Genomic DNA, 23,526 nt, shown 5'->3' with positions numbered 1-23,526 from the left:
GTGGTGGGGACGGAGAGACTCGAACTCTCACACCTCGCGGCGCTGGAACCTAAATCCAGTGCGTCTACCAATTTCGCCACGTCCCCGATGGCTGTGTATATTATAGAGATCACCCCTACATGACAAGCCTTTTTTATAAAAAAGCATCTTGTTTGTTTAAATAAAAAACAATAGTGCTTTTTTTGTATTTTTCTTAAGCAAATTCAGCAACTAAGTCACTTTTTAAGCGATGAAAATCCACCAATCTGTCATTTTTTTGCTTCATCAACATGTGTTGCAATAGCTGAGTAAACCCTTGATATTGCATCGGCAGATCAAGCTTTAAGCGTTGGCAATGTAAATAGGCCCAATCTTGATAGTTTTTCGCCTCTAAACGCTGTGATGTCAGCCATTCCAAGAAAATAATCCCCAGCGCATAGATATCACTGTGCAAAGATTTTGCTTGTCCATGGAAAAGTTCTGGAGCCATATAACGTGGTGTCGCAGTTAAGGCATTTTGCTGATCAAAATCTAATGGTAGCGCTTGCTCAAAGTCGATGAGTCTGCACTGCCCTTGCCAATCCACAAAATGCTCTTGTTTTAAATCTGCATGTATCCAACCGTGCAAGCTTAATCGTTCAACCACATCGAGAGCTTGCCATAGCACCTGCCTCACCTGCTCAATGCTCAAATTCGATACAGGCTGTAAGAACCAAGGCTCAGCATTGGGCAGTATTAATAGGCGATCAATAGGCTCTTGCTGAATACTGAGATGCGTCTCTTTTATCACTTGAAAAGGTAGCGTGATGCTGTCTTGTGTAGACGCTTGATTGAATAGCTGGTACAGCTCAATTTCTCGACCAAAACTAGCTACATGTTCAGGGCTGCTGTCACTGACTTGCGCCTTGAGCCAATAACGTTGTTGATTGAATTGAAATTGATATAGACGACGGCCAAAAACCAAACTTTTGGTTTTGGTTTTTGGCTCGCAAATGGTTTGCGCTAAATCTGTGGATTTAAACCGCAATAAATTCTGCATGTCGTTGACTGGGTTCATTTTGATAATTTAATAATTCCAAACAATGCTGAATGGTCTTACCAATGCGGGCTTGCGTTTCGATTAATGAAATCTTCGGCCAAGTGGCTCTTTCACCTTCACGCTGCAATACTTTAAACAGATAAGGTCGAGGATTTTGCAACATATAACTATAGTGTCTTAAGCCATATTTCCCCACAATATTGACATCACCATAGTAACGCTGATCCACCACGCCATAACCATGATCAAGCAACCGTCTTACCGGTGGGATACTTCCTGCACGCTCACGGGCAAAATCCATCACCCCTTTACTAATCACCTTACCTTGACGACGAACGATCCGCTCAGGCCAACTCAACATACTTTTACGAAAGCGTGATGCATCATCCTGCATAAACGGCACAATATGCGGATTGACCTGACTGGCGATACTATAATTAATATTATATAGACGTGCCATTTTCTCCTGTGGGAAATCACTGCGCACACTACCATCCACCCAACGTGTAGCCGACATATATGGCGTAAATTGCCCGTCATAACGCTTACTGGTCAGTCGTACCGGTGGAAATAGAATGGGCACTGCACATGATGCCAACACTGCACTCCAAACCAACAAATCGGGTGATGTATACGCATTCATAATTCGTGCATCTTGTGATGCATCATAAGGCGCAACTGCCACATTGATATGCAGACCAGATTGCTTATAAGCTTCGGCAAAAGTTAAGTCACCTAAGTTTTCAACCAAAAACTTTTTCAGATATTTTACATCTGCCAAACCGCCATTACCCTGCACTAACTCAGTCAATTTACGAAAGTGAAATGCCTCACTAAAGAAGTTTTGTCCATTTAATAAATTGGTAAATTCTGATGGTTTAGATACACCCAACATCCCGGTCATAATGGCGCCAGCACTGGAACCAGACAGAACTTTGGGCATCAGATCTTGCTCCATCAGTGCTTTACACACACCTGTATGAAACAAACCTAAAGTTGAACCGCCTGAAAACATCAAAACAGGTTGACCATAGGCTTTTTGGCTTTGTTCAAAGAATTCAATTTTTTGTGCAGCATCAAGACAAACGCATTCGTGGGATGCGATAAATGCCAAACTTTGACTCACCTCATCAACATAGTCTTCAATAATTTTTTTGGTACCGACGTAGGCTTCTGTAAACAGCAAGGGATGGGCAATATTGCCCACATCATAAGTTAAACCTTCACTTAAAATGTACATCAAATCTCGAGTACGTTTCTGAGCACGATATCGTCTCAGTAACCCTAAACGATGTGTGATGATTTCTGCATCAAAATACGGTGAACTATTATCGAGTTTCCATTCTTGCGCACCCGATTCTTCATCTATTTTAAGTGCGATATCTTTCCATTCTTCATAACATTCAGCACGGTCGAGCTGACGCTTTAATTTTTTTATCCGATATGCCTGATGTGGATTAATACTTTTTGAAAACCCTGTAAACAACATGACTATCCCTCAGCACACTTTAAACTGTTCCCTCAGCTAGATTTATAACAACTTTTTGGTTGTTCGAATAGCGCTGATCTGCCAGAACAATCATTTAACTTTGACATATTTAGGCGATTATAACTGCATTATTGATGTACACTGCTGTCATATACTAACCAACAACAAGACACGACAAGCTGACTTATCATGGCTACAATTGATTTACCTGACAACATCCTTCAATCACTATCTACTGTACTCTTACAACTACAGCACAGTTTGCCTGAGCTTAAACAAGCACCCGATTTTTCGAGTATCGCTTTTAAATGGCAAGATAAACAGCTTAAAGCCATTCAACAGCCCAAAGTCATGTATTTAGAAGATTTAAAAGGAATTGAGCGTCAAAAAGAAAAAGTGATTCAAAACACTTTACAGTTTTTAAAAGGCTTACCTGCCAACGATGTTTTACTCACTGGCTCTCGTGGTACAGGTAAATCATCCATCGTCCGTGCTCTGCTCACCCATTATGCAGACCAAGGTTTACGTTTAATTGAAATTGAGCGTGATGATCTATCTGATTTGCCAGAAATCCAAAAGTTAATTGAACATCGCCCTGAAAAATTTATCGTGTATTGTGATGATTTGGCATTCAATGCTGAAGATGAAAACTATCGCAGCTTAAAAAGTGTTTTGGATGGTTCATTACAATCAGGTTCAAGTAATTTTATTATTTATGCTACCAGTAACCGTCGTCATTTATTGCCTGAATTCATGCATGAAAATACACCTGTAACCAAGGTAGATGTTCCTCAATATACAGAATTACATCCACAAGAAGCGATTGAAGAAAAAATATCTCTTTCTGACCGCTTTGGGATGTGGCTGTCGTTTTACCCAATGGATCAAAATTTATATTTAGAAATCGTTGAACATTATTTGGCTAAAGCCGAGATGCCATGGACAGATGAAGCGCGTGCTGAGGCACTACGTTGGTGTCAAGGTCGTGGGCAACGTTCAGGGCGTGCTGCTTATCAATTTTCAAAGCATTGGATTGGGTCAGAACAACTTAAACAAGCCTAGAGCCAAAAAACTAAATAAAAAAAAGAACCGCTATAGCGGTTCTTTATAATTGAATATGACAAATGATTCTTTAATTCTGGCAAATAGGTGGAAGGACAGAACGAATACCTAAACCATTGGCAATTTTCTGCACTGTGTTTACCACATTAATATCATTGGCTTGATATGAAACCAACTGAATACCCATCGGCAGTCCGCTTTCACTTTGAGCCATTGGAAAAGCATAACTTGGTGCATCTAAATAGTTAAATGGACGCGTGTATTCACCCACATGACTAAACTCGATATCCGTTGAGCTTGACACAACTGCAAGGAATGGGCTCACTGGAAACAGCAAACATTGACCATTTAAAGAAGCTTTAAATGTTTGCTGAAACTCAGTTCGCTGTGCAATCAATGACTCGTATTTTTCCTGTGTAACACTCTTACCGCGCAGCACACGCTGACGAACTAATTCCCACATCTGTGTTTCAGCATTTTCAGCTGTATCGCCATGATATAAATAACTTTCATAAGCAATAATGTCAGACGTCCGGTCCGATAAATCATGAAAATCGAAATGTGCAGGTGGTTGCCAGTTTTTAATTTCGATTCCCAATGATTCAATGCGTTTTAACCCTTCGCGCCAAAGGGTTAATACCTCAGGCTCAAGCGGATATGGAAATGCAGATTCATCTAAAGCATAAATTACATTTTGACTTGATGCCGCTCCAACATCTACATCCATCAGTACATTGACTAAAGCGCTAATATCATCTGCAAATCGTGCAAAAGGCCCTAGAGTATCTAAAGTTTTGGATAAAGGTACTGCACCCGTGTCGGCAATTTTATGGGCTGAAGGTTTAAAACCAAATATGCCATTTAATGCTGCTGGTGTACGAATCGAACCACCTGTATCACCGCCAAAGGCCATAGGACTAAGACCACTAGCTACAGCAACCGCTGAACCTGAAGATGATCCACCCGGTGCAAATTGCTGCTCTGCCCACGGGTTTTTAGGTGTGCCTTGCATTGGATTTTGACCAGACAAACCAAAAGCCAACTCGGTCATTTTAGTTTTACCTAAAATCACAAAACCTAAATCTTGCAATTGATCAACCAGTTTACAGTTCGCTTGCGCTTTTTGATCTAAATAAACCGTACCTGCATAGGTGATATGACCCGCTACATCCAGATTATCCTTTAGTAAAATTGGCACACCATGAAATGGACTCAATCGAGTGCCTTGCTGAAGCAACTCATCTAAATGTTGTGCCTGTTGCAAAGCCTCGATTTCGAATAATTCCGAAATACAATCTAGATGTTTAAATGTTTGGTTTCGATCAATATAAAATTGAACTGTCTCTACTGAAGTTATCTTTTTGCAGGCAATCTGGCGACCAAGCTCAAGTGCAGATAAATTCACAATATTCATTTTATATCTTCCAAACCTTTTCCTGCCGTTTCAGGCATTTTCATAAATGTGATTAATGTTAATAATGCGCCAACCAATACCATAAAGTAGAAATAATCTTGTTTACCAATACTTTGTAGCCAAGTTAGCACATACGGTGTTGTGCCGCCGAGTAAAGCCACCATCAAGTTGTAGGGTGCGCCAATGCCAACTGCACGAACTTCTGTCGGAAACTGTTCAGACATGACAGCTGGGCCAATGGAGGTATATAAAGCATATAAAACCAAGCCGAAAAGCTCGACCAATAAAATTGATGCAAACGTGCCATCCATCCATTTAATGATTGGATAAAAGAACACTAAATATCCCACAGCAAACACGATCAACTGCGGTTTACGACCAATTTTGTCTGATAGCCAGCCAAATACAGGCTGACACAACATAAAGATAATTAAGCCAACAGTATTTGCAGCAAAGGCTGTTTGTGGCTCTGCGCCTAAAACTTTAATGGCATAAGTCGGGACATAGACCACAAAAATATAGAATGCAAATGTTGTTAAGATAGAAATACCCACAATACGAAGCGTTTCTTTCGGATGACGTTTAATCAGTACAACCAAAGGATTTTTTACTGATTCTTTTTTATGGGTCATTTCACTATCAGGTACTGATTTACGAATCCACATACCCACTAAGCCGCCAATCGCACCCAAAATAAACGGAATACGCCATCCGTATTCGCTCATTTGCGTTTCAGTTAAAGTACTTGTTAAAGCCCAAGCAAGACCTGAGGCCATCAAAATACCAATCGCTGAACTAAAAAACATAAAGCTTGAATAGAATCCGCGTTTATTTTTTGGTGCCATCTCTGAAAGATAAGTTGCCGCTGAAGCAAACTCACCACCCAAAGATAAACCCTGAAGTAATCGCGCTAATACCAAAATAATCGGCGCAAAAATACCAATTGATTCATAGGTTGGTGAAAGACCAATCATCAAAGAACCACCTGCCATCATTATGATAGTTGCGGCCAAAGCTGCTTTTCGACCATAGCGGTCAGAAAAGATCCCCAATACGATTCCACCTAATGGACGCATGAAAAAACCTACAGCAAAAATTGCGAAGGTCGCAAGCAAGGATGCAGTTGGATCATCTGATGGGAAAAATTGTTTCGCGAAAAATACTGCAAAGTTGCATAAATCGTCCAATCGAACCATTCAATAGCATTTCCTACAGTTCCTGCAAGAATAACTTTCTTTTGTGATACATTTCCTTGTGTGGAAATTGAGTTTTGCATTTTTGACTCATCCATAAGCGTCTCATTTAATATTTAGACATAAATACAGGTTGTATTTTATTTTCTAGACTTAAATTTAGATTATAATTAGTTTTTAGACAATTCAATCATCATGAGTGAATCTTTTAGTTTCGACGAAATCGATACTGCATGCATCAAAGCTCTTATTTCCAATCCGAGAGGATCATGGCGAGAACTGAGCCAGATTAGTGATGTCCCTGAAAAAAAGTTGTCTCGACGTCTAGGTAAATTGCTAGATGACCAAGTTATACGAACTGCAATTGAATTAAATCCTGTGGTTGCTAATAAGGGTTACACCGTTCATGTCTGGATCAGTGTGAAATTTGGGAAGGAAAAAGAAGTTGCGCAATTTTTTGCAAACCGTCCAGAAGTACGCATTGTTTTTCTAACCACAGGACTTGCCGATATTTTCCTTGAAATTGGATTAGAAAAGGCCGCCGATCTTTCTGTGTGGATGCACGACTTTGTTACTCAAATTCCGGATATTAAAACCGTAGAAACCCAAGCCGTATTAAAACCATTTACTTGGGCCAGTAAACCCAAAGCTTTAGAAGGTACAAGCGATAAAAACGTCAATTTTAGAAGTTTGACTGAAATAGAGTTAAAACTGATTCATGCTCTGTCTATTGATGGGCGTTCATCTATTAAAAGTTTGGCAGAGCAAATCGAACTCAGTGAACATAAAACTCAGAAATTATTGAATGATTTATTGGAAGAAGGCATTTTCAACATTCGTGTCGATGTAGAACCCAGTTTGATGGGCTATAAGTCCGAAGCGATTATTTTGATTAAAGCTCGTCCAGATGCAGCAAATCAAATTGCCAAAACCTTGTCTGAACTTAAAAACACACGCTGCCTATTTGGCATTAGTGGAGATTCACAATTTTTCTGGCATGTCCTATGTAATGATTTAAGTGATTTATGGAAACTCATTACAGAAGATCTTGGTAATTTTGAAGGCATTCAATCTTGCAATACCAACATGGTAACATTGGCATTAAAACGTGCAGGATTTATGCGAAAAATCAGCAGCGCGCAGTTATTTTCAAATTTAGATTAAAAAAAAAGAACCGCAAATGCGGTTCTTTTTTTTTTAACGATTTTTACGCTTCGTTTGGATTACTTAATTCCGTCATCGGCCAACGCGGTGTAGTTGTAACAGACAAATCATCATGCTGACCCGCCTTAAGACGCTGATAACCTGCAAACGCAATCATTGCACCATTATCTGTACACAGCGCAGGTTCTGCATAAAACACATTTGCACGGATTTTTGCCAAGTCAGCTTCTAAGCGCTCACGTAAACGCTTGTTTGCACTTACACCACCGGCAATAACTAAACGTTTTAAACCAGTTTGTTTTAAGGCCTTCACTGATTTTTTCACCAATGTATCAACCAACGCTTCTTGGAATGATGCAGCGATATCCGCCTCACGACCTTCGCCTTCAACTTTTTTCAATTGAACTGAAACGGCAGTTTTTAAACCACTAAATGAAAAATCTAAACCTTGGTGTAGCATTGGACGTGGAAATTCAAAGGCATTGATGTCACCATTGATCGCCAATTTCGAAATATTTGGACCACCTGGGTATGGTAGACCCATCATTTTAGCGACTTTATCGAATGCCTCACCTGCTGCATCATCAATCGACTCACCCAATAATTCATATTGACCAATTCCATAAGCAGCCATCAATTGAGTATGTCCGCCAGAGACTAAAAGTGCCACAAATGGAAATTCTGGTGGAGTTTTAGACAACAAAGGCGCCAACATATGACCTTCCATATGATGTACACCAATTGCAGGTTTATTCAGTGCAAATGCCAACGTACGACCAAACAATGCGCCTGTCATTAATGCACCCATCAAGCCCGGCCCGCGTGTATATGCGATGGCATCAATTTCAGATTTATCAACTTTACTTTCTTCAAGCAATTGTTTTAATAAGGGAATTAACTTACGCACATGGTCACGTGAAGCTAATTCAGGTACCACACCACCATATTCTGCATGCAGTTTGATTTGGCTATACAATACTTGTCCGCGTAATCCTTGCTCACTATCGTAGAGTGCGAGTCCTGTTTCATCACACGAAGTTTCCAAGCCTAAAACGATCATTAAACTGCCTTTTGCCCATTTCAAAATATTGCGAAACCTATTATAGACTTGTGATATGAGATGTAAATGAGTAAAATACTGACCTTCACTTGTGATCAAGGGTAATTCGACCCGAGATCTTATCCATAACTTAATGAGGATTCTTCATGCCACAAGTTAAATTGAAAGAAGGCGAACCAGTAGACGTAGCTATCCGTCGTTTCAAACGTTCATGCGAAAAAGCGGGTGTTCTTGCTGACGTTCGTAAACGTGAATTCTACGAAAAACCAACTCAAGAACGTAAACGTAAAAAAGCTGCTGCTGTTAAACGCTACCAAAAGAAATTGGCTCGCGAATCAGTACGTACTACTCGCCTTTACTAAGATTAATTTGTGATTGATTGACTAACCTGGACAAGATAAATGACTACTTTAAAAAACCAAATAACTGAAGTTTTAAAAGCCGCTATGCGTGCTAAAGAAATGGACAAGTTAACGGTAATACGTAGTCTTCAGGCAGCAATCAAGCAAATCGAAGTCGATGAGCGCATAGAGCTTGACGATAAGCAAGTTCTTGCGGTCATTGAAAAGCAAATCAAACAACGCAAAGAATCGGTTAAAGCCTTTTTAGGTGCAAATCGAGATGATTTAGCTAGTAAGGAACAAGCCGAGATTGAGGTGTTATCTCAATTTCTACCAGAAGCTATGACTGAGGAAGAACTTGATTCCATCATTGCGCAAACAATTACTGCGCAAGAAGCTACTAGCATGAAAGATATGGGTAAGGTGATGAACTCTCTACGTCCGCTCATAGCCGGACGTGCCGATCCTGCACAAGTTTCAGCTAAAATTAAAGCGAAACTCTCTTAATCTTTCATCTATATTGTTTGATTTGGTCTATTTAAGTACGCTGATGACTTAAATAGCCAAATTATCCAAATTCAAAAATAATTCAAATTCATTCATCATTTATAATTTTCTTTCTTATCTAACGATTTCATACTTACAAATATCTCGCCAACTTCCATCTACTGGATTTTGAATTGCAGCTTGTTCGATTTCAATCAATTTAAAATTTGCTCGTTCACATAGACGTCGTGCTTGCTTGTTTTCTACATCTACAAAAGCGTTTAATTGCTGAAATCCTAGATCATTCAATAATTGATCCACAAATAACTGCAAGGCTTCAGTCATCAAACCCTGCCCTTTAAATTCAACATTTCCCCAAAATCCAACGGCAGCTTGATTTTCCATCCAATTGATTTGATGTATATCCATAACACCTAAAAAGTTATGCGACTGTTGCTCACGAATTACATAAACAAAATTTTCCTGATTTAACGCAGCCAACACTCTAGAATCACAAAATGCCAATGAAGCATCTAAATTAGGTTCTTGTAAGGACCAAGCCAAACTTGCAGGAAACATTCGTAAGATCTCTATACTTTGACAAATAGCCTCATAAAGTGCTTTGCATCGTGGCGCTGAATCAACTGAAGCGTGATTCTGCCATGACTCATATCAAAATCATCGAGTTTCATTTTTATTCAGTTTCTCGTGATGATTTAAAATGCTTATAAATTTATTTTTAATTTAGGGCACATTGCACATTATATTTTTTTAATAATTGCATCTCTTTTGATGCGATCACCTGCTGAATCACATCCTGCTTATTCATATTACGGTACTCACGATCTAAAAATGCACGATTTTCGTCTGCAGCACGATAAAGATCATTCACATAAGTCTGAACAATACCGCAGTATTTCACTTGCTGGTCTGCTTTAAATCCCTGTTGCTGCGGGTCTAACTGACTAAAAAATTGGCGTACATCGGTTTTATATTTTTCGTTAATATCATTCACAGCGATCACATATTGTTCTGCGCTAGCTGCTGCAATATTCGTTGCTAAGCCCAACAGACAGGCCGCCAAAATCATATTTTTCATTTGTAAGTTCTTAATCATAAACATTTTACATCCAGCTAGTTTACACTGATTAATCTAAGCCACTAAAACTACAATTTGCACTTTATAATCAACATAGATAAGTGCATCACAGTTGAAATCTTTATATTTTTAATTTCCGCTCATTTTGCATTTCGTCTACACGCTGCTTGATTTTTGCAGAAAGACTTTTCGAGTCTTTGGCGATGCGCTGCGCCTGTAGCAAAGATTTAATCGCGCGTTCTTCATCCCCGCCCCAATACTCTACTTCAGCTCGATATCGCAGCACATTGACCGAACGGAAGCTTGCGTCTTTGTCTGCATCAGACATTTGCAACATGAGTCGCCAACCACTCAAGTCACGTGGATTTGCTTGTAAAAATCGCTGTAGAATCAGTTGTGCTTGCGCATATTCTTTGTTTCGAATCAAAGCCTCTGCATATTTATAATTTAATGCACGATTTTCAGGCATGATGATTGCCGAACTTTTCACAGCGTTCACAGCATCGGCTGTTTTGTTTTGTCCCAACAGCACATCAGTCTGTAAAATCGTAAAAAGTGCATGCGATGCATTTTGTTTTGCTGCTTCATTTAATAACTTTTGAGCAGCAGTAAAGTCACCTTGCTTAATATGCAAGCTCACCAAAGCCAACTCAGCTGCATAATTCTTTTGCGCCACCATCGCATTTAATTGCAATTCAGTTGCCTGACCTGAGAGTACTCGACTATACCAGCGCAGAATGTCAAAATCTTGATCAACCAAACTGGTTTTAACTTTAGGCAACTGATTGGCACGTAAGCGAGCTTCGCTCATACGCTCCGTGGTTAATGGATGCGTCAACCAAAAATCAGGCAGAAAGCTCACTCGACTCGTAGAGCGATGCATCACTTCAAAGAAGTCAGCCATGCTCTGAGGATTGTATCCTGCACGGTACATATACTGCATCCCGATGCGGTCTGCTTCACGTTCTTGATTGCGGCTATAGGTTAGCTGTTTATCCATTAAAGCGGCTTGTGAACCCATCATTACAGCCGCACCTACATCACCATCTGCCTGTGAGGCCACCAAGGCTCCGACCAAGATACCGGCTAGGGACAATAAACCTTGCCCTTTAAAAGCTTCTTGTGAACGACTGTAATGACGTTGTGAGACATGTGCAATTTCATGTGCCATCACCCCTGCCACTTCATCCATGTTGCGAGCTGAATTAATTAATCCAGCATTTAATGCAAATAAACCACCCGGTACAGCAAAAGCATTAATTTGTGGATCATTAATTAATAACAATCCGACCGGTTGGTTGAGTTGGGTTTGGCTCAAAATATGCGTAAAGACAGATAAAAGACGATCTTCCATCCACGGATTTTCAGTCACAGGGAGTTGACGATGCACCTCACGATACACCTTCTCACCAATGGCACGTTCTTTTTGTTGATCCAACAAGCCGACGCCACTACCAATTTCAGGCACAGAAAATTGTGGGGATGAACTAAAATCTACGGACTGCGTCTGCGCCAATGTCGAACAAAGCCCGAGACCACATGCCAGTAAAATCTTTTTCAAAGTCTATTCTCTAAATTTCATATTCGTACTTCATCGAATATAGCATTGAATTTTGGTGAATTATGGAGAAAACTGTTGTGATTGTTTATTCAAATTTTGGATTGACCACATAGCGTGGCGCGCGCTCATGTACCAAAACATCCACTAAATTTTGATAAGCCAATTCCGCCATACGTTTACGGGTTGCCGCTGTTGCTGAACCCACATGGGGTAATGTCACGATATTGGCTAATGTAAATAATGGGGATTCTTGAAGTGGCTCTTGCTCATACACATCTAAGCCTGCTGCAAAAATTTGACCACGACTTAATGCATCGATTAAAGCGGCTTCATCAATCACTGAACCGCGTGAAATATTGACCAATACCGCATGCGATTGCATCAAGGCCAACTCACGTTCACCAATTAAAGCTTTCGATTCTGCATTTAAATCCACTGCAACGACCACAAAGTCAGCACGTTGCAACAAATCATCCAAATCGCAATATTGCGCTGATAAAGATTCAGCCAATTCAATTTTTTCTCGGCGATTATGATAGAGTACATTCATATTAAAGCCGTAGCGAGCACGACGCCCAATCGCTGCGCCAATATGCCCTAAGCCAATAATACCAATAGTTTTAGCAAAGACATCCATGCCAAATTGCTCAGGGCCCACTGTACGCTTCCACTGCCCTTGTTTGGTCCATTGATCCAATACAGGCACTTTACGTGCTGCACTCATCAATAAGGTAAATGCTAAATCTGCTGTAGTTTCCGTCAATACATGCGGAGTATGGCTCAACCAGATATTTTTTTGATTTAAAAATGCTAAATCATAGTTGTCATAACCGACACTTACACTTGAGATGACTTTTAATTGTGATGCATGCGCTAAATTTGAGGCATTCAACAAACGCCCCGCACCAATCATGGCGTCAGCATCTTTTGAATGCTCAAGAATTTGCTGATTCACATCGCCCAATTTAGGGCTAATTTGAAAAACTTTAAATTGCTGTTCTAAACGTTGAATTATTTCTTGATCTATTTGACTAAAAACCACTACTTTTTTTTGCATAAATTTTCCATTTACGTAATTTAAGTATTTTGTCCTGCCTTATTTTGCATAAATTGCCATAGGCGTTTTTTCAATAAAGGCTGTTCAATCATTTGCTGTAAAGATGCCAATGGATACACCTTCGCATGCTCTAAATGCGGAATATCGCCTAGGCAAATGACATTTTTATCCAAGCTCATCGCATCGATAAAGCCCTGCACATAAGATGCTGCACCACGACCATCTTGCAAATTCACCCAACCAAAAGGCCACTGTAAGGCAAAAAAATCTGCACTGACTGCGCGCTGAATATTGCTCCACAAAACTTGCTGCTCTGCAGTTAATTCTGTGGCATCAATAACAATGACACAGTGCATTAAACAGATGGCTTCTAAGTTAAACGAAGGAATTTGAACAATCGGACGAACTTCAACTGGCTCAACAACCTTTGGTTTATCTTTAGGTGCTTCTACAGGTTGATTTACAACAACATCAACGCTCTTTTTAAGCTCAGTCTGTGATGAAACAGGCGTTGGCTGAGGCGCATTTTTGAGTAGAATTTCAGAGACTATTTCAGGAGCCGCCTGATCTCGCCAAATATTTGAGCTAAATTGCTGACACGGTGCTGCCTGAGGAATCCATACATCAATTCCCATTGCCGCCATTATGCTTCGCTGATGCCCAATCATGCTTTCATTTTCACCTATTCAAGGCTTGATATTCTAACGGGATTCATTGGTTTTTGCTGAACTTTTATAAATCAATTAGACCACTCTATTTCTCTAATGATTATGTAGACTTGCTCAGACTACTTTTGACTTAAAATTAAACAATTTATTCATAAATCAAGCCGCTATAAATAATTATACGATCATTAAACTATTTTTCTTTTGCATTAGTTCAACTATCTCAGCTGATTCAAATCCAATACGCCAATATAGTAGCTGCAAAACATCCAACTCATCTTGCGTGATAATTCGATCATTCCATAAACAGATTTCAGCAACCCCAAGAATGCTTAGACGCTCACGCAGCAGCAGCCCAGAAATATCATTTAGGATTTCAGCCAAATCAATTGGCTCATCAGATATATCGCGATAGAACTCAAGTTCTTCTTTCGTTAAGATTCGATTGAGGATTTTTTCACGCACTTCGAGTTGGTTATCACTGTTAATTTGTTGCACATGCAACAAGGCATCAATCAACCGCACAATACTCGGTTTTACATCTTCTAAAGATGTAGGTGTATGTGCAGGCAACAGATTTAACTCATATTTCACTGTTTCAAGTAGTAATGCATCGAGCAAACCAATTTCACCATCTTCCTGAATAATTTTGGCCAGCTTGGTTAAGAACTGCCGTGAAATCGTCGCAGGCATAGTGCCAATATTTTTACATGCCTCATGAAAAATTGAGATATGCACACGACCATCAAGATTTAATAATGCATCCACAATCGCACGACTGACTTCAGCTTCAGTCGGAATAAATTCTCGATACTGACGAATCATTAAAATCGCAACCATCACCTCACGCGAACCGGTTGCAGTTTGTAAGGCACGTTGAATCAATTCAGGCCGCTGCCAATTTTCACGAATCTCGGGGTTCAACGGTTTAATTGCATCTCGTATCGCAAAACTAATCGGTGACAAGCGCAGTAAAGGTAATGGTTGTGGCGAGTTCCATGGTGTTGCAACATCTGGACTAGCTTCTTCTAGTGAACGGAATAAATAAAATAGCGGCTGGTTTCGCAGTTTTTTTAAATTTTCTAGTTGCAGGTCATGAATGAGCGCCGGATTTAATTCAAAAATACGCTGTTCAATACTTGGGTGAATATTCATCCAGTTTTGCGGACTGAGTGAGTTTGCAAAACACATATGAGAAATCGATTCCGCATATTCACTATGAATTTGCGAACCTGAATGATGCACATAAATCCTTAATAAGGTTTGAATATTGGCATCATTTTGAATCAGACGTTTGGTTTTCTGATCATTACGATAGGTTCGAGAACCCAAAGAGATATATTTAATAAATCGGGAAATCAATACACCTAAGCTTCCGATCAACCAAATGACCGCGCCAATCGCAACAAAAAGGGTTTCAAACTTATTGTCCCGTGCTTGTCCATTTTTATAGAAGCCACGTTTTGCAATTTTACTGCCCCACTGACTAAAGGTCGTCAACCCGCTATATAAGATTTTCAAACGGGTATTTTCCGCAGCTTCCCCCGACAAGATTTTATTAAATTCATGGCTCAGCAAACCATACATTTCCATCTCATCTAGGGTTTGTAAGGCGCCCCAAGTTAAAATGATCGATGTATCTCGAGGGCTAAAACCAGCGGTGAGCGCATTCACACCCACTTCATCGGGTAGGACATAAAGTGCAGGAGTATCGATTAGAAAGGTATCTGCCAGCTGCTCAGTCATACGCAGTGCAACACTTTCTTCAGGAATACTTTCAATCAGACTCAGACGTCGCGCACCTAACTGTTTGGCAAGTGAATAACCACCTAAACGAAAGATGTAAAAATCATAGAGAACAGAAACCAACATAATCAGCAGCACAGCCGCCACTAAAAATGGGCTAAGGACATGCCAATAGATAGACTGAGTGGAATCATAATAATCCACAATTAAACCGACAATTACATTAATAATTGCGACGGTCAAAAACACTGCCGCCATACACATGGTGACAGGCCAAAACATATTTTTGTTTTTTATAAAATCATAACCCACACGTCTCAATGTAATACCCTTAAGCTACATTGTCTTTTGTTTGCTCATCATAAATGAAAAAAGCGGGAAATTCCCGCTTTTTCAGTGTGTTTTCAGCAGATTATTCTTCGCGAACACCTGTTAAATCCACAGAAGCTGCATCAATGTTAACATCGATATAAGCTGGCTTTTCATTTTTTGCAGAGTCATTACGCTTACGCTCTAATGCTGCCAAATATTCAGCATCAATACCACCTGCCACATATTTACCATCAAATACCGAGCAATCAAAGTCTTGTAACTCAGGGACTTTCTTGGTGCGTACTGCAGATTTTAGATCTTCCAAGTCTTGGAAAATTAGGCGATCAGCACCAATAATTTCACGAATTTCTTCAACGCTACGTTCTGACGCAATCAGTTCAGATTTGGCTGGCATATCAATCCCGTACACGTTTGGATATTTCACCATCGGTGCAGCAGACGCAAAGAATACTTTTTTCGCACCCGCATCACGCGCCATTTGAATGATTTCGTTACAAGTTGTACCACGAACAATCGAGTCATCAACCAATAGTACGTTTTTGCCTTGGAACTCTAGCTCTACAGGGTTAAGCTTTTGACGCACAGATTTCTTACGAAGTTGCTGACCCGGCATAATGAAGGTACGACCGATATAACGGTTCTTCATGAAGCCTTCACGGAATTTCACACCTAAAGTATTTGCAAGCTCTAGCGCCGAAGTACGTGAAGTATCAGGAATTGGGATCACGACATCGATATCGTGCTCATCGCCCCATTCACGTAGAATTTTCTGAGCAAGTTTTTCGCCCATTTTCAAACGTGCTTTGTAAACTGAAATACCATCAATAGTCGCATCTGGACGCGCAAAATATACGTATTCAAAGATACAAGGACGATATTCAGGGGCTACTGCACACTGCTTAGTCGACATCACACCATCAGCAGTAATATAAATTGCTTCACCCGGTGCAATATCACGTTCAACCTTAAAGCCGAGCGCTGTAATTGCGACAGATTCAGACGCAATGATATATTCCATACCATTTTCAGTCTCACGCGAACCGTAGATCAATGGACGAATACCATTTGGATCACGAAAACCCACAAGGCCCTGACCGGTGATCATAGCAACAACCGCATAACCACCTTTGCAACGTTCATGCACACGTGAAACCACGTGGAATACATCTTCAGCGCTTGGTGTAAGTTTTGCGCGTTTTTGCAATTCGTGAGCAAATACGTTTAATAATACTTCTGAGTCTGAATCGGTGTTCATATGACGTAAGTCAGTCTTGAACAAGTCATCATGAATTTCAGCAGCATTAGTTAAGTTACCATTATGTGCAAGCGTGATGCCATAAGGTGAGTTTACATAGAATGGCTGAGCTTCAGCACTGCTTGAAGAACCAGCAGTTGGGTAACGAACATGGCCAATACCATAATTACCCTGTAATGCACGCATATGACGTGTGTGGAACACATCACGCACCATACCCGTATCTTTACGCAGGAATAAACGACCATCCTGACAAGTTACGATCCCGGCTGCATCCTGTCCACGATGTTGTAACATCGTTAACGCATCAAACAACATTTGGTTAACAGGTGATTTACCAGCTATACCAACTACTCCACACATAGCAACCTCGCAGACAAGCTAGGGTTAATAAAAAGGATTATTTGTTGACTCACCCGATCCAGAACGTCCGTGCTTGTTCTGCGACTCAGATGGTAGGTCTGAAGATTTCTGAGCATCTTCAGACTGAATATGATGAAGTGCTTGATTTGCAGCATCTTTGGACAATTCGGTTGCCCAAGGCGCATATGGCAATAATGACTGAACCATTTTAGATTGTTTCCAATGTGGTGAACTTTCTACCCAAGGACCTAGCCCCTGCATAGTGATCAGCACCACCAACAATCCTTTTAAGCTTCCAAAAACACCACCTGCCAGTCGATTTAACGGACCGAGTTTTAATGTTTTCAAAATACTGTTCAATAACCATGTAGCGACCCAAGTCATGACTACAATCAACAATACAATAAATGCGAACGCGGCAATCTTCTGTACCACTGGATCTGTACTTAAAGATGTCATCGAAGGTGCAAGGACGGTTGCATACTTTGCCGCAATGACAAGTGCAAGAATCCATCCAATGAAGTTCGCAAAGGCTTTTACAAATCCTTGACGCAAACCGTTAAGCCCTCCAATGAGCAAAATAATCAGTATAAAGATATCAATGGTATTCATGATATTTACAATGCGTCTACGCAGTCTTTTACAAGTGTCGGACCTGTATATATGAGGCCACTATACACTTGTACAAGGCTTGCTCCTGCTTTTTGTTTCGCAACAGCATCTGCGCCCGACAAAATACCACCCACACCGATCAATGGAATTTGACCATTTAATACTTTAGCAAAAGCCGCCAAACATGCCGTACTTTTTTCAAAGACTGGCGCACCGGATAGACCACCAGCTTCATCACCAAATGGAAGGCCTTCAACACCTTCACGTGACAAAGTCGTATTGGTGACAATCAGACCATCAATTTTAAATTTTAACAATTGTTGTGCAATAAAATTAATGTCTTCAGGTTCTAGATCTGGTGCAACTTTAAGTACTAAAGGTACATAATGTTGATTTTCATCCGCCAACTCGAGTTGACGTTTCTTGAGCGTCTCTAACAGTTCAGTCAAAGCATCACCGCTTTGTAAGCTGCGAAGATTTTTTGTGTTAGGAGATGAAATATTAACGGTAATATAAGAAGCGTAGTTATAAACTTTTTCTAGACAAATCAGATAATCGTCAACTGCTTTTTCAACAGGTGTGACTGCATTTTTACCGATATTGATCCCAAGTACACCCTTAAATTTTGCAGCTTTGACATTTTCGATCAGCTGATCCACGCCATCGTTGTTAAAACCCATACGGTTAATAATGGCTTTTGCTTTCGGTAAACGAAATAAACGAGGTTCAGGGTTCCCTGATTGTGGAAGTGGTGTAATTGTACCAATTTCAATAAAGCCGAAGCCCTGGCTCGCCAGCGCATCGATATAAGCACCGTTTTTATCAAGACCGGCTGCTAAACCAACAGGATTCGGAAATTCGATTCCCATACATGTTACTGGTTTAGACGCCACGTTTTGACGCATCATTCCCATCTTGTGAGAAGATTTCAACAGCGATAATGTCAGCTCATGTGCACGCTCTGGTGCTAAAGTAAACAACAAAGGGCGGGCTAGAGAATACAACATATCTATAAAAGTCTACTGCTTTTTAAGTCGGCATATTATAGGCACAGCACAAATAAAACACCATGCTTAGCAGATCTTTATTTTTACCGATTATTGTACACTCGCTGTTAATTTGACCTGTCCCGCTTCAGAACTTAACTCCATCTTTTCAATACTTAAGCCCATTTGAACCAATTGAGTCAAAAAATTGGCCAGAATTGCATAATTTTCATGCATCACTGCAATCTGTATTTGCTCACCGACTTGTTGAGATGCCACGGATAAACCCTGTTGTTGCGATACACGCTGAACTTTTTCCAACGCGCTCAGTTGTGTATCACCTGCTGGTTTCATCGTGACGGCATTACTTTGCATCCAAACAACAGTATCTTTGAGTTCATTCACGCGCTTTTGTTGAAAATTTGCAGCTTTGTTCATATAAAACAGTGCCGAACCAATCGCTGCCCCTACAACAAAAATTGTGGTAAAGATCACCATGACTCGTTCACGAGTAGAAAGTTGGTCTAAATAATCAGTGATGCGCTCAATTTGCCCATCTATACGTTGCTGTAGGTTTTCCATTTTTATCATTATTGTATTTTCACCAATCCAATCGCGCCGTTGGCACTTGGTTGAATATTCCCTAATTCGACTTTAAAACCTTGTTGTTTTAATTGATTGGTTAGGGTTTGTAGTACTTCTGCCGAATTAGCTTTTAACTCCATATTCAGCATCGAGGCTTCATAGCTGACACGATTTGCAGAAATTTGGTTTTGCATTAAAACTGGCCCGACACGGCTCAGTAAAGACAAAGCCAGTGCATTGCCCGTTTGACTCTGACGCAATTGTGATTCGAACTGGCTTTTCAGCGTTTGTTCAGTCACAGGATAGCTTTGCCCAAACCAATATTTAAACTGATCAATCGCTTGTGCCGCAGTGATATTGGCCACTTTTTTGTATTGATACCAACGAACTGCATCATAGCTAAACTGTGTAATTACAGCCGCGACCAAAACTGCTGCACATGCTTTCCAATAGCCACTCACACCATTATTGGCTTTGGCTTTCGGCAAAACATTGAGTGGATGTTGTTTCGGTTTTTTTATATTGGGTAGTTCATAATGAAACGATTCAATGTGATCATGCGTTACAGCGGCTTCAAGACTATGCGTCTGATCTGAACTTAGATTTGAAATCTTATAGTTCGGCTGACCAATTTGATAATCTAAGTACAATGCCAAATCATCAACAGACTGACCGACATATTCACTATTTCGGACCAATAAATGACCGCTGACATTTGCCAAAACATGTTGCCCAGCTTCTGGGCTTGGCAAGACCAAAAAGTCAGGTAATAACGAAATGACTTTTACAGGAATTAGCGTCAAAGCATGCTGCATCGTTTCAACTGTACTATGCGCAATCCCCATGACCGTTAATTCATCCGGACTTTGAAAATGATGCAATACTTTCATTGCATCCAAAGGCAAAATGACATATTCCTCAAGTAAATATTTTACGCCGTCTGGGCCAAGTTTTTTATATTGGTTTTTTGGAAAATTTTGCTGAATGATTTGTACATCACGACTTGGAAAGAAAACAACCGCGTCCTTTCCCGCATGTGGCTGAATTTCCTGAATCAATTGTTCAAGTGTCGATGACTGCTTCCAGAAATCCCCTTCTGACCATTGCCAAACCCCATTGGTGTCGGGCATCCATAAATACAACATTAATTTTTCTGCCGTTTTAATTGGTTTTTATGTTGATGGTATAAACGTTTTAATTTGTGTTGATAACCCTGGAGCAATGACCGCTTGTTCATAAATGCGCGCTTCTGCCAAAGCATAGGGATTAAAATATTCTGAGACCAAAACACTGGCCATATGTGCCACAACGTTCATATGGCACACCACCACAATAGACTCATACGGTAAATGTGACAACCATTCCACTGCAACTTTGGCATCATCTTCCGGTTTGATGGCATTACAAATAACCACAGGCACATGTGGAAAATGTTTTTGCAAAGATGAAAGTGTTTGCTGCGCACGCAGTAGCGGACTCACCACAAAAACGTCTGGTTGAATTATATCTTTCAAATATGCTGCAGTTTCTGCCGCTTGAGTTTGTCCGCGCGCTGTTAAAGGACGCTTTTCATCATTCCCCATTACTGGCGGAGCAGCTTCGCCATGCCTAACCAATGTCAGTTGCATAAAATTTCCTTATTCTATTCCGCACATTATATACAGCCAGTATGACAAAGCTATGTGTATTGCATATTAATCAGCAAACTTAAACTTGCTGATGTGGCAAGACAAATTCAACATCACTACGATGGCCATTTTTCATCAATGACAATGCAATATTCAGTGCTGGAGCACCTTCAAAAATCACCTCGTACAATGCACTGGTAATTGGCATATATACACCGAGCTCTTCAGAGCGTGCACGTACTTGCACAATGGTATTAATCCCTTCCGCAGTTTGTCCCAGTTCTTTGGTCGCTTGTTCTAAGCTTTTACCACTACCGAGTGCAAAGCCGACTTGGTAATTACGGCTGAGCGGACTACTACAAGTTGCAAATAAATCACCGACACCAGATAAACCTAGGAATGTTAATGGGTTCGCACCCAATTTCACTGCAAATCGGCTCATTTCTGCCAAAGCACGTGTCAAAATCATGCTCTTGGTATTTTCACCGACACCATAAGCTGCAGCTAGACCCATCGCGACTGCATAGATATTTTTCAGTGCACCACCCAATTCCACGCCATGCACATCATCACTTGCAAATACACGGAACAACGCACTGTGTAGCGCTTGTTGAACTGCATAACGAACCAGCTCAGATTGGCTTGCGATCACTGTTCCTGCTGGTTGTCCTGCAACAATTTCCTTCGCCAAGTTTGGCCCTGAAAGCACACCATAAGGGACTTCAGGAAGTTCTTCACGAATAATATCGCTCATAAAACTAAAGGTATTGGCTTCAATACCTTTGGTCAAAGACACCACTGCTTGTGAGGTGATAAAAGGCTTGATCTGCTGTAAAACACTACGGAAAGAATGGCTCGGAATGGCCACCAAAATAATGTCACGATTACATACTGCTTTTTCTAAATCTGAAACAGCGAGCAAACCGGCTTCTAATTGAAAATCTGGCAAGTAACGTTTATTGATATGTGTTGCATTGATATCCGCAGCCACCGCCTCATCACGAATCCATATCATGGTGTCACAGCCATTACGTACTGCAGTATTGGCCATCGCAGTACCAAAACTCCCACCACCCAACACCGTAACACGTAGTGCAGTTTTTTGGTCAACTGACACAGGGCTAACAAGACTTGCAAAATCAAGTTCTGACATTGTTCTTTTATCCTAATTTCTTTACTGATCGAACTTCATCAATCGATCTATTTTTCACTTTTATTGGTTTGCTTTATGCCAATGGCTTACAAAGTCAGCAGACTGTATTTCAGCACGAGGTGGAATTGCTTTCACAGCTGTACCGATATAAATAATGCCTGAAATCAAATCGTTTTCCGTTAAGCCTAAGGCTTGTTTAAACAATTTAGATTCAACCACCGCCCCACTACGCCACATGGTTGAAAAGCCCTGTGCTTGTAAAGAGAGCAAAAAGTTTTGTACTGCTGCGCCTGAACTTAAAATTTGTTCGAAATGCGGAACTTTGGGATGATCTTGTAATTGAGTTAAAGCCAAAACCAATAGTGGCGCACGAAATGGATGGTGTTTCACACGTTCCAACTGCGCTTCTTCTGTTTGTCCAGTATCGGCTAAAGCATGTGAAAGCAACTCACCAAATGCTTCACGTTCAGTTTCAGGAATAATCACGAAACGCGTAGGCTTAAGACGATGATGATCTGGCGCCGTTAAAGCGGCTTGAAACGCATTTTCCAATTGCTCAGCATTCGGCGCAGGTTCAATTAAATGACCAATCGACTGACGCTGATGAATATTTTGATGAACTGTATCAACTGCTGATTTTAGAATTGACATCTATACACTGTACTTTAAAACGTTTGCTCAAGATTAGCATATTCTCAATAACTTACTCTAGAATGTTTACATCAGACTCGGTGCTTATTTGTTAAGTCAGCTTTATTCACAGATTTACTATAAAAAAACCGCATAACTTGTACAGCAGCTCCCTGTTCTATAAGAAATTTTATGTTCAAATAAATCAAATTGTTTCTAACTCGGGGCACCGCATGAAAAAATTCAACAAAACTGTTGCCATTGTTAGCACGCTAAGCGCAACTGTGCTTTTAGCTGCATGTACATCTACACCAACAAAATCCTTAGCGATTCAAAAACCAAATAATCAATATGAAGTGACTGCCGTAGGTAAAACCAGTTTAGCGGCAAAAAATAATGCAATTGCAGCTGCAAATAGTACCTGTGGTAAAAATGCGACCCCTGTCGTCGTGGATGAAAAGCAAGAATACAACGGTGTGTTAAAAGGCGTGGTCGATGAAAAGACAGGTCAAATGATTCAGGCGGCGGCTGGCGTACTTGGCACCATTACTGGAAATAGCGGTAGCATCAGCAAAGATGATGATTACCAAACCGTACTAACCTTTAGTTGCCGTGCAAACTAAAAC

24 protein-coding genes and 1 tRNA gene are annotated in these 23,526 nt (G+C 40.5%); 5 read left to right on the top strand and 20 right to left on the bottom strand.

Annotation, left to right across the window (positions count from 1 at the left end):
* Position 1 precedes the first annotated feature (1 nt).
* The 3 genes from AVJ20_RS14325 to AVJ20_RS14315 all read right to left on the bottom strand — a co-directional run bounded on the left by AVJ20_RS14325 (position 2) and on the right by AVJ20_RS14315 (position 2,507).
* Positions 2-86, bottom strand: a tRNA-Leu gene (locus AVJ20_RS14325).
* A 107-nt stretch (positions 87-193) separates the two neighbouring features.
* The gene (locus AVJ20_RS14320) at positions 194-1,018 is read right to left on the bottom strand and encodes a protein kinase domain-containing protein (protein ID WP_111885699.1); all 825 of its coding nucleotides are present in this window, start codon (positions 1,016-1,018) and stop codon (positions 194-196) included.
* Positions 996-2,507, bottom strand: coding sequence for a DUF3336 domain-containing protein (locus tag AVJ20_RS14315; RefSeq protein ID WP_111885698.1), 1,512 nt, complete (start codon positions 2,505-2,507; stop codon positions 996-998). The genes AVJ20_RS14320 and AVJ20_RS14315 overlap by 23 nt, the downstream gene beginning before the upstream one ends.
* Before the next feature lie 189 nt (positions 2,508-2,696).
* On the opposite strand from AVJ20_RS14315, the gene AVJ20_RS14310 reads away from it, so the two are divergent.
* Positions 2,697-3,569 carry an ATP-binding protein gene (locus AVJ20_RS14310; protein WP_111885697.1) on the top strand — a complete coding sequence of 291 codons (873 nt, stop codon included), beginning with the start codon at positions 2,697-2,699 and terminating at the stop codon, positions 3,567-3,569.
* Positions 3,570-3,639: 70 nt separating this feature from the next.
* Here AVJ20_RS14310 and AVJ20_RS14305 read toward each other — a convergent pair whose 3' ends face one another.
* Together AVJ20_RS14305 and AVJ20_RS14300 are read right to left on the bottom strand one after the other, a co-directional pair.
* A complete protein-coding gene (locus AVJ20_RS14305; RefSeq protein ID WP_111885696.1) occupies positions 3,640-4,983 on the bottom strand; it encodes an amidase in 1,344 nt (447 codons plus the stop codon).
* Positions 4,980-6,179, bottom strand: a complete 1,200-nt coding sequence (locus AVJ20_RS14300; protein ID WP_213066196.1) for an MFS transporter — start codon at positions 6,177-6,179, stop codon at positions 4,980-4,982. The genes AVJ20_RS14305 and AVJ20_RS14300 overlap by 4 nt, the downstream gene beginning before the upstream one ends.
* 192 nt (positions 6,180-6,371) lie before the next feature.
* On the opposite strand from AVJ20_RS14300, the gene AVJ20_RS14295 reads away from it, so the two are divergent.
* Positions 6,372-7,340: an Lrp/AsnC family transcriptional regulator gene (locus AVJ20_RS14295; RefSeq protein WP_111885695.1), complete on the top strand. Its 969-nt coding sequence runs from the start codon at positions 6,372-6,374 to the stop codon at positions 7,338-7,340.
* Positions 7,341-7,383: 43 nt separating this feature from the next.
* Here the strand turns inward: AVJ20_RS14295 and tsaD are convergent, their stop codons facing one another.
* On the bottom strand, positions 7,384-8,400 hold the full coding sequence (gene tsaD / locus AVJ20_RS14290; RefSeq protein ID WP_111885694.1) for a tRNA (adenosine(37)-N6)-threonylcarbamoyltransferase complex transferase subunit TsaD: 1,017 nt from the start codon (positions 8,398-8,400) through the stop codon (positions 7,384-7,386).
* Positions 8,401-8,546: 146 nt separating this feature from the next.
* Here tsaD and rpsU point away from each other — a divergent pair, with 146 nt between their 5' ends.
* Positions 8,547-8,762 (top strand): 30S ribosomal protein S21, encoded by a 216-nt coding sequence (rpsU, locus tag AVJ20_RS14285; protein WP_001136722.1) that lies wholly within the window; start codon positions 8,547-8,549, stop codon positions 8,760-8,762.
* Between the two features lie 39 nt (positions 8,763-8,801).
* The gene (locus tag AVJ20_RS14280; protein ID WP_078193617.1) at positions 8,802-9,248 is read left to right on the top strand and encodes a GatB/YqeY domain-containing protein; all 447 of its coding nucleotides are present in this window, start codon (positions 8,802-8,804) and stop codon (positions 9,246-9,248) included.
* Between the two features lie 114 nt (positions 9,249-9,362).
* On the opposite strand, the gene AVJ20_RS14275 is transcribed toward AVJ20_RS14280, so the two are convergent.
* From AVJ20_RS14275 to AVJ20_RS14210, 14 genes are all read right to left on the bottom strand, one after another.
* Positions 9,363-9,806: a GNAT family N-acetyltransferase gene (locus tag AVJ20_RS14275; RefSeq protein ID WP_265735978.1), complete on the bottom strand. Its 444-nt coding sequence runs from the start codon at positions 9,804-9,806 to the stop codon at positions 9,363-9,365.
* A gap of 160 nt (positions 9,807-9,966) precedes the next feature.
* Positions 9,967-10,326 (bottom strand): hypothetical protein, encoded by a 360-nt coding sequence (locus AVJ20_RS14270; RefSeq protein WP_111885700.1) that lies wholly within the window; start codon positions 10,324-10,326, stop codon positions 9,967-9,969.
* A 121-nt stretch (positions 10,327-10,447) separates the two neighbouring features.
* On the bottom strand, positions 10,448-11,887 hold the full coding sequence (locus AVJ20_RS14265) for a M48 family metalloprotease (protein WP_111885693.1): 1,440 nt from the start codon (positions 11,885-11,887) through the stop codon (positions 10,448-10,450).
* An 85-nt stretch (positions 11,888-11,972) separates the two neighbouring features.
* The gene (locus tag AVJ20_RS14260; RefSeq protein ID WP_111885692.1) at positions 11,973-12,944 is read right to left on the bottom strand and encodes a 2-hydroxyacid dehydrogenase; all 972 of its coding nucleotides are present in this window, start codon (positions 12,942-12,944) and stop codon (positions 11,973-11,975) included.
* Between the two features lie 20 nt (positions 12,945-12,964).
* Entirely contained in the window at positions 12,965-13,612 is a 648-nt protein-coding gene (locus tag AVJ20_RS14255; protein ID WP_111885691.1) for a hypothetical protein, read from the bottom strand.
* A 174-nt stretch (positions 13,613-13,786) separates the two neighbouring features.
* Positions 13,787-15,676: a M48 family metalloprotease gene (locus AVJ20_RS14250; RefSeq protein ID WP_171319298.1), complete on the bottom strand. Its 1,890-nt coding sequence runs from the start codon at positions 15,674-15,676 to the stop codon at positions 13,787-13,789.
* A gap of 91 nt (positions 15,677-15,767) precedes the next feature.
* Positions 15,768-17,306: an amidophosphoribosyltransferase gene (gene purF, locus AVJ20_RS14245; protein WP_078193623.1), complete on the bottom strand. Its 1,539-nt coding sequence runs from the start codon at positions 17,304-17,306 to the stop codon at positions 15,768-15,770.
* Between the two features lie 24 nt (positions 17,307-17,330).
* Positions 17,331-17,918, bottom strand: a complete 588-nt coding sequence (locus tag AVJ20_RS14240) for a CvpA family protein (protein ID WP_078188866.1) — start codon at positions 17,916-17,918, stop codon at positions 17,331-17,333.
* Between the two features lie 5 nt (positions 17,919-17,923).
* Positions 17,924-18,925 carry a quinone-dependent dihydroorotate dehydrogenase gene (locus AVJ20_RS14235; protein ID WP_078188867.1) on the bottom strand — a complete coding sequence of 334 codons (1,002 nt, stop codon included), beginning with the start codon at positions 18,923-18,925 and terminating at the stop codon, positions 17,924-17,926.
* A 90-nt stretch (positions 18,926-19,015) separates the two neighbouring features.
* The gene (gene gspM, locus AVJ20_RS14230) at positions 19,016-19,495 is read right to left on the bottom strand and encodes a type II secretion system protein GspM (RefSeq protein WP_111885689.1); all 480 of its coding nucleotides are present in this window, start codon (positions 19,493-19,495) and stop codon (positions 19,016-19,018) included.
* Positions 19,495-20,634: a type II secretion system protein GspL gene (gene gspL / locus AVJ20_RS14225; protein ID WP_111885688.1), complete on the bottom strand. Its 1,140-nt coding sequence runs from the start codon at positions 20,632-20,634 to the stop codon at positions 19,495-19,497. Before gspL ends, gspM begins: the two co-directional genes overlap by 1 nt.
* Positions 20,635-20,661: 27 nt before the next feature.
* Complete coding sequence (locus AVJ20_RS14220; RefSeq protein ID WP_078193626.1) at positions 20,662-21,117, bottom strand: SixA phosphatase family protein; 456 nt, start codon at positions 21,115-21,117, stop codon at positions 20,662-20,664.
* 79 nt (positions 21,118-21,196) lie between these two features.
* Positions 21,197-22,270, bottom strand: coding sequence for an NAD(P)H-dependent glycerol-3-phosphate dehydrogenase (locus tag AVJ20_RS14215; RefSeq protein ID WP_078188874.1), 1,074 nt, complete (start codon positions 22,268-22,270; stop codon positions 21,197-21,199).
* 60 nt (positions 22,271-22,330) lie between these two features.
* A complete protein-coding gene (locus AVJ20_RS14210; RefSeq protein WP_171525909.1) occupies positions 22,331-22,921 on the bottom strand; it encodes a nitroreductase family protein in 591 nt (196 codons plus the stop codon).
* A gap of 212 nt (positions 22,922-23,133) precedes the next feature.
* On the opposite strand from AVJ20_RS14210, the gene AVJ20_RS14205 reads away from it, so the two are divergent.
* Positions 23,134-23,523, top strand: a complete 390-nt coding sequence (locus AVJ20_RS14205; RefSeq protein ID WP_078188876.1) for a hypothetical protein — start codon at positions 23,134-23,136, stop codon at positions 23,521-23,523.
* The last annotated feature ends 3 nt before the right edge of the window (positions 23,524-23,526 follow it).

It is taken from the genome of Acinetobacter sp. CFCC 11171, assembly GCF_003268405.1.
Lineage (GTDB): Bacteria > Pseudomonadota > Gammaproteobacteria > Pseudomonadales > Moraxellaceae > Acinetobacter > Acinetobacter amyesii.
This window is presented reverse-complemented; position numbering and strand designations above follow the sequence as displayed.

Coding starts and splice junctions, on each gene's coding strand:
- AVJ20_RS14235 (WP_078188867.1), bottom strand. CDS start 18,925: ATGTTGTATTCTCTAGCCCGCCCTTTGTTGTTTACTTTAGCACCAGAG.
- AVJ20_RS14305 (WP_111885696.1), bottom strand. CDS start 4,983: ATGAATATTGTGAATTTATCTGCACTTGAGCTTGGTCGCCAGATTGCC.
- AVJ20_RS14315 (WP_111885698.1), bottom strand. CDS start 2,507: ATGTTGTTTACAGGGTTTTCAAAAAGTATTAATCCACATCAGGCATAT.
- tsaD (WP_111885694.1), bottom strand. CDS start 8,400: ATGATCGTTTTAGGCTTGGAAACTTCGTGTGATGAAACAGGACTCGCA.
- gspL (WP_111885688.1), bottom strand. CDS start 20,634: ATGTTGTATTTATGGATGCCCGACACCAATGGGGTTTGGCAATGGTCA.
- AVJ20_RS14320 (WP_111885699.1), bottom strand. CDS start 1,018: ATGCAGAATTTATTGCGGTTTAAATCCACAGATTTAGCGCAAACCATT.
- AVJ20_RS14240 (WP_078188866.1), bottom strand. CDS start 17,918: ATGAATACCATTGATATCTTTATACTGATTATTTTGCTCATTGGAGGG.
- AVJ20_RS14255 (WP_111885691.1), bottom strand. CDS start 13,612: ATGATTGGGCATCAGCGAAGCATAATGGCGGCAATGGGAATTGATGTA.
- AVJ20_RS14210 (WP_171525909.1), bottom strand. CDS start 22,921: ATGTCAATTCTAAAATCAGCAGTTGATACAGTTCATCAAAATATTCAT.
- gspM (WP_111885689.1), bottom strand. CDS start 19,495: ATGATAAAAATGGAAAACCTACAGCAACGTATAGATGGGCAAATTGAG.
- rpsU (WP_001136722.1), top strand. CDS start 8,547: ATGCCACAAGTTAAATTGAAAGAAGGCGAACCAGTAGACGTAGCTATC.
- AVJ20_RS14260 (WP_111885692.1), bottom strand. CDS start 12,944: ATGCAAAAAAAAGTAGTGGTTTTTAGTCAAATAGATCAAGAAATAATT.
- AVJ20_RS14300 (WP_213066196.1), bottom strand. CDS start 6,179: ATGGTTCGATTGGACGATTTATGCAACTTTGCAGTATTTTTCGCGAAA.
- purF (WP_078193623.1), bottom strand. CDS start 17,306: ATGTGTGGAGTAGTTGGTATAGCTGGTAAATCACCTGTTAACCAAATG.
- AVJ20_RS14310 (WP_111885697.1), top strand. CDS start 2,697: ATGGCTACAATTGATTTACCTGACAACATCCTTCAATCACTATCTACT.
- AVJ20_RS14275 (WP_265735978.1), bottom strand. CDS start 9,806: ATGTTTCCTGCAAGTTTGGCTTGGTCCTTACAAGAACCTAATTTAGAT.
- AVJ20_RS14270 (WP_111885700.1), bottom strand. CDS start 10,326: ATGAAAAATATGATTTTGGCGGCCTGTCTGTTGGGCTTAGCAACGAAT.
- AVJ20_RS14280 (WP_078193617.1), top strand. CDS start 8,802: ATGACTACTTTAAAAAACCAAATAACTGAAGTTTTAAAAGCCGCTATG.
- AVJ20_RS14295 (WP_111885695.1), top strand. CDS start 6,372: ATGAGTGAATCTTTTAGTTTCGACGAAATCGATACTGCATGCATCAAA.
- AVJ20_RS14220 (WP_078193626.1), bottom strand. CDS start 21,117: ATGCAACTGACATTGGTTAGGCATGGCGAAGCTGCTCCGCCAGTAATG.
- AVJ20_RS14205 (WP_078188876.1), top strand. CDS start 23,134: ATGAAAAAATTCAACAAAACTGTTGCCATTGTTAGCACGCTAAGCGCA.
- AVJ20_RS14215 (WP_078188874.1), bottom strand. CDS start 22,270: ATGTCAGAACTTGATTTTGCAAGTCTTGTTAGCCCTGTGTCAGTTGAC.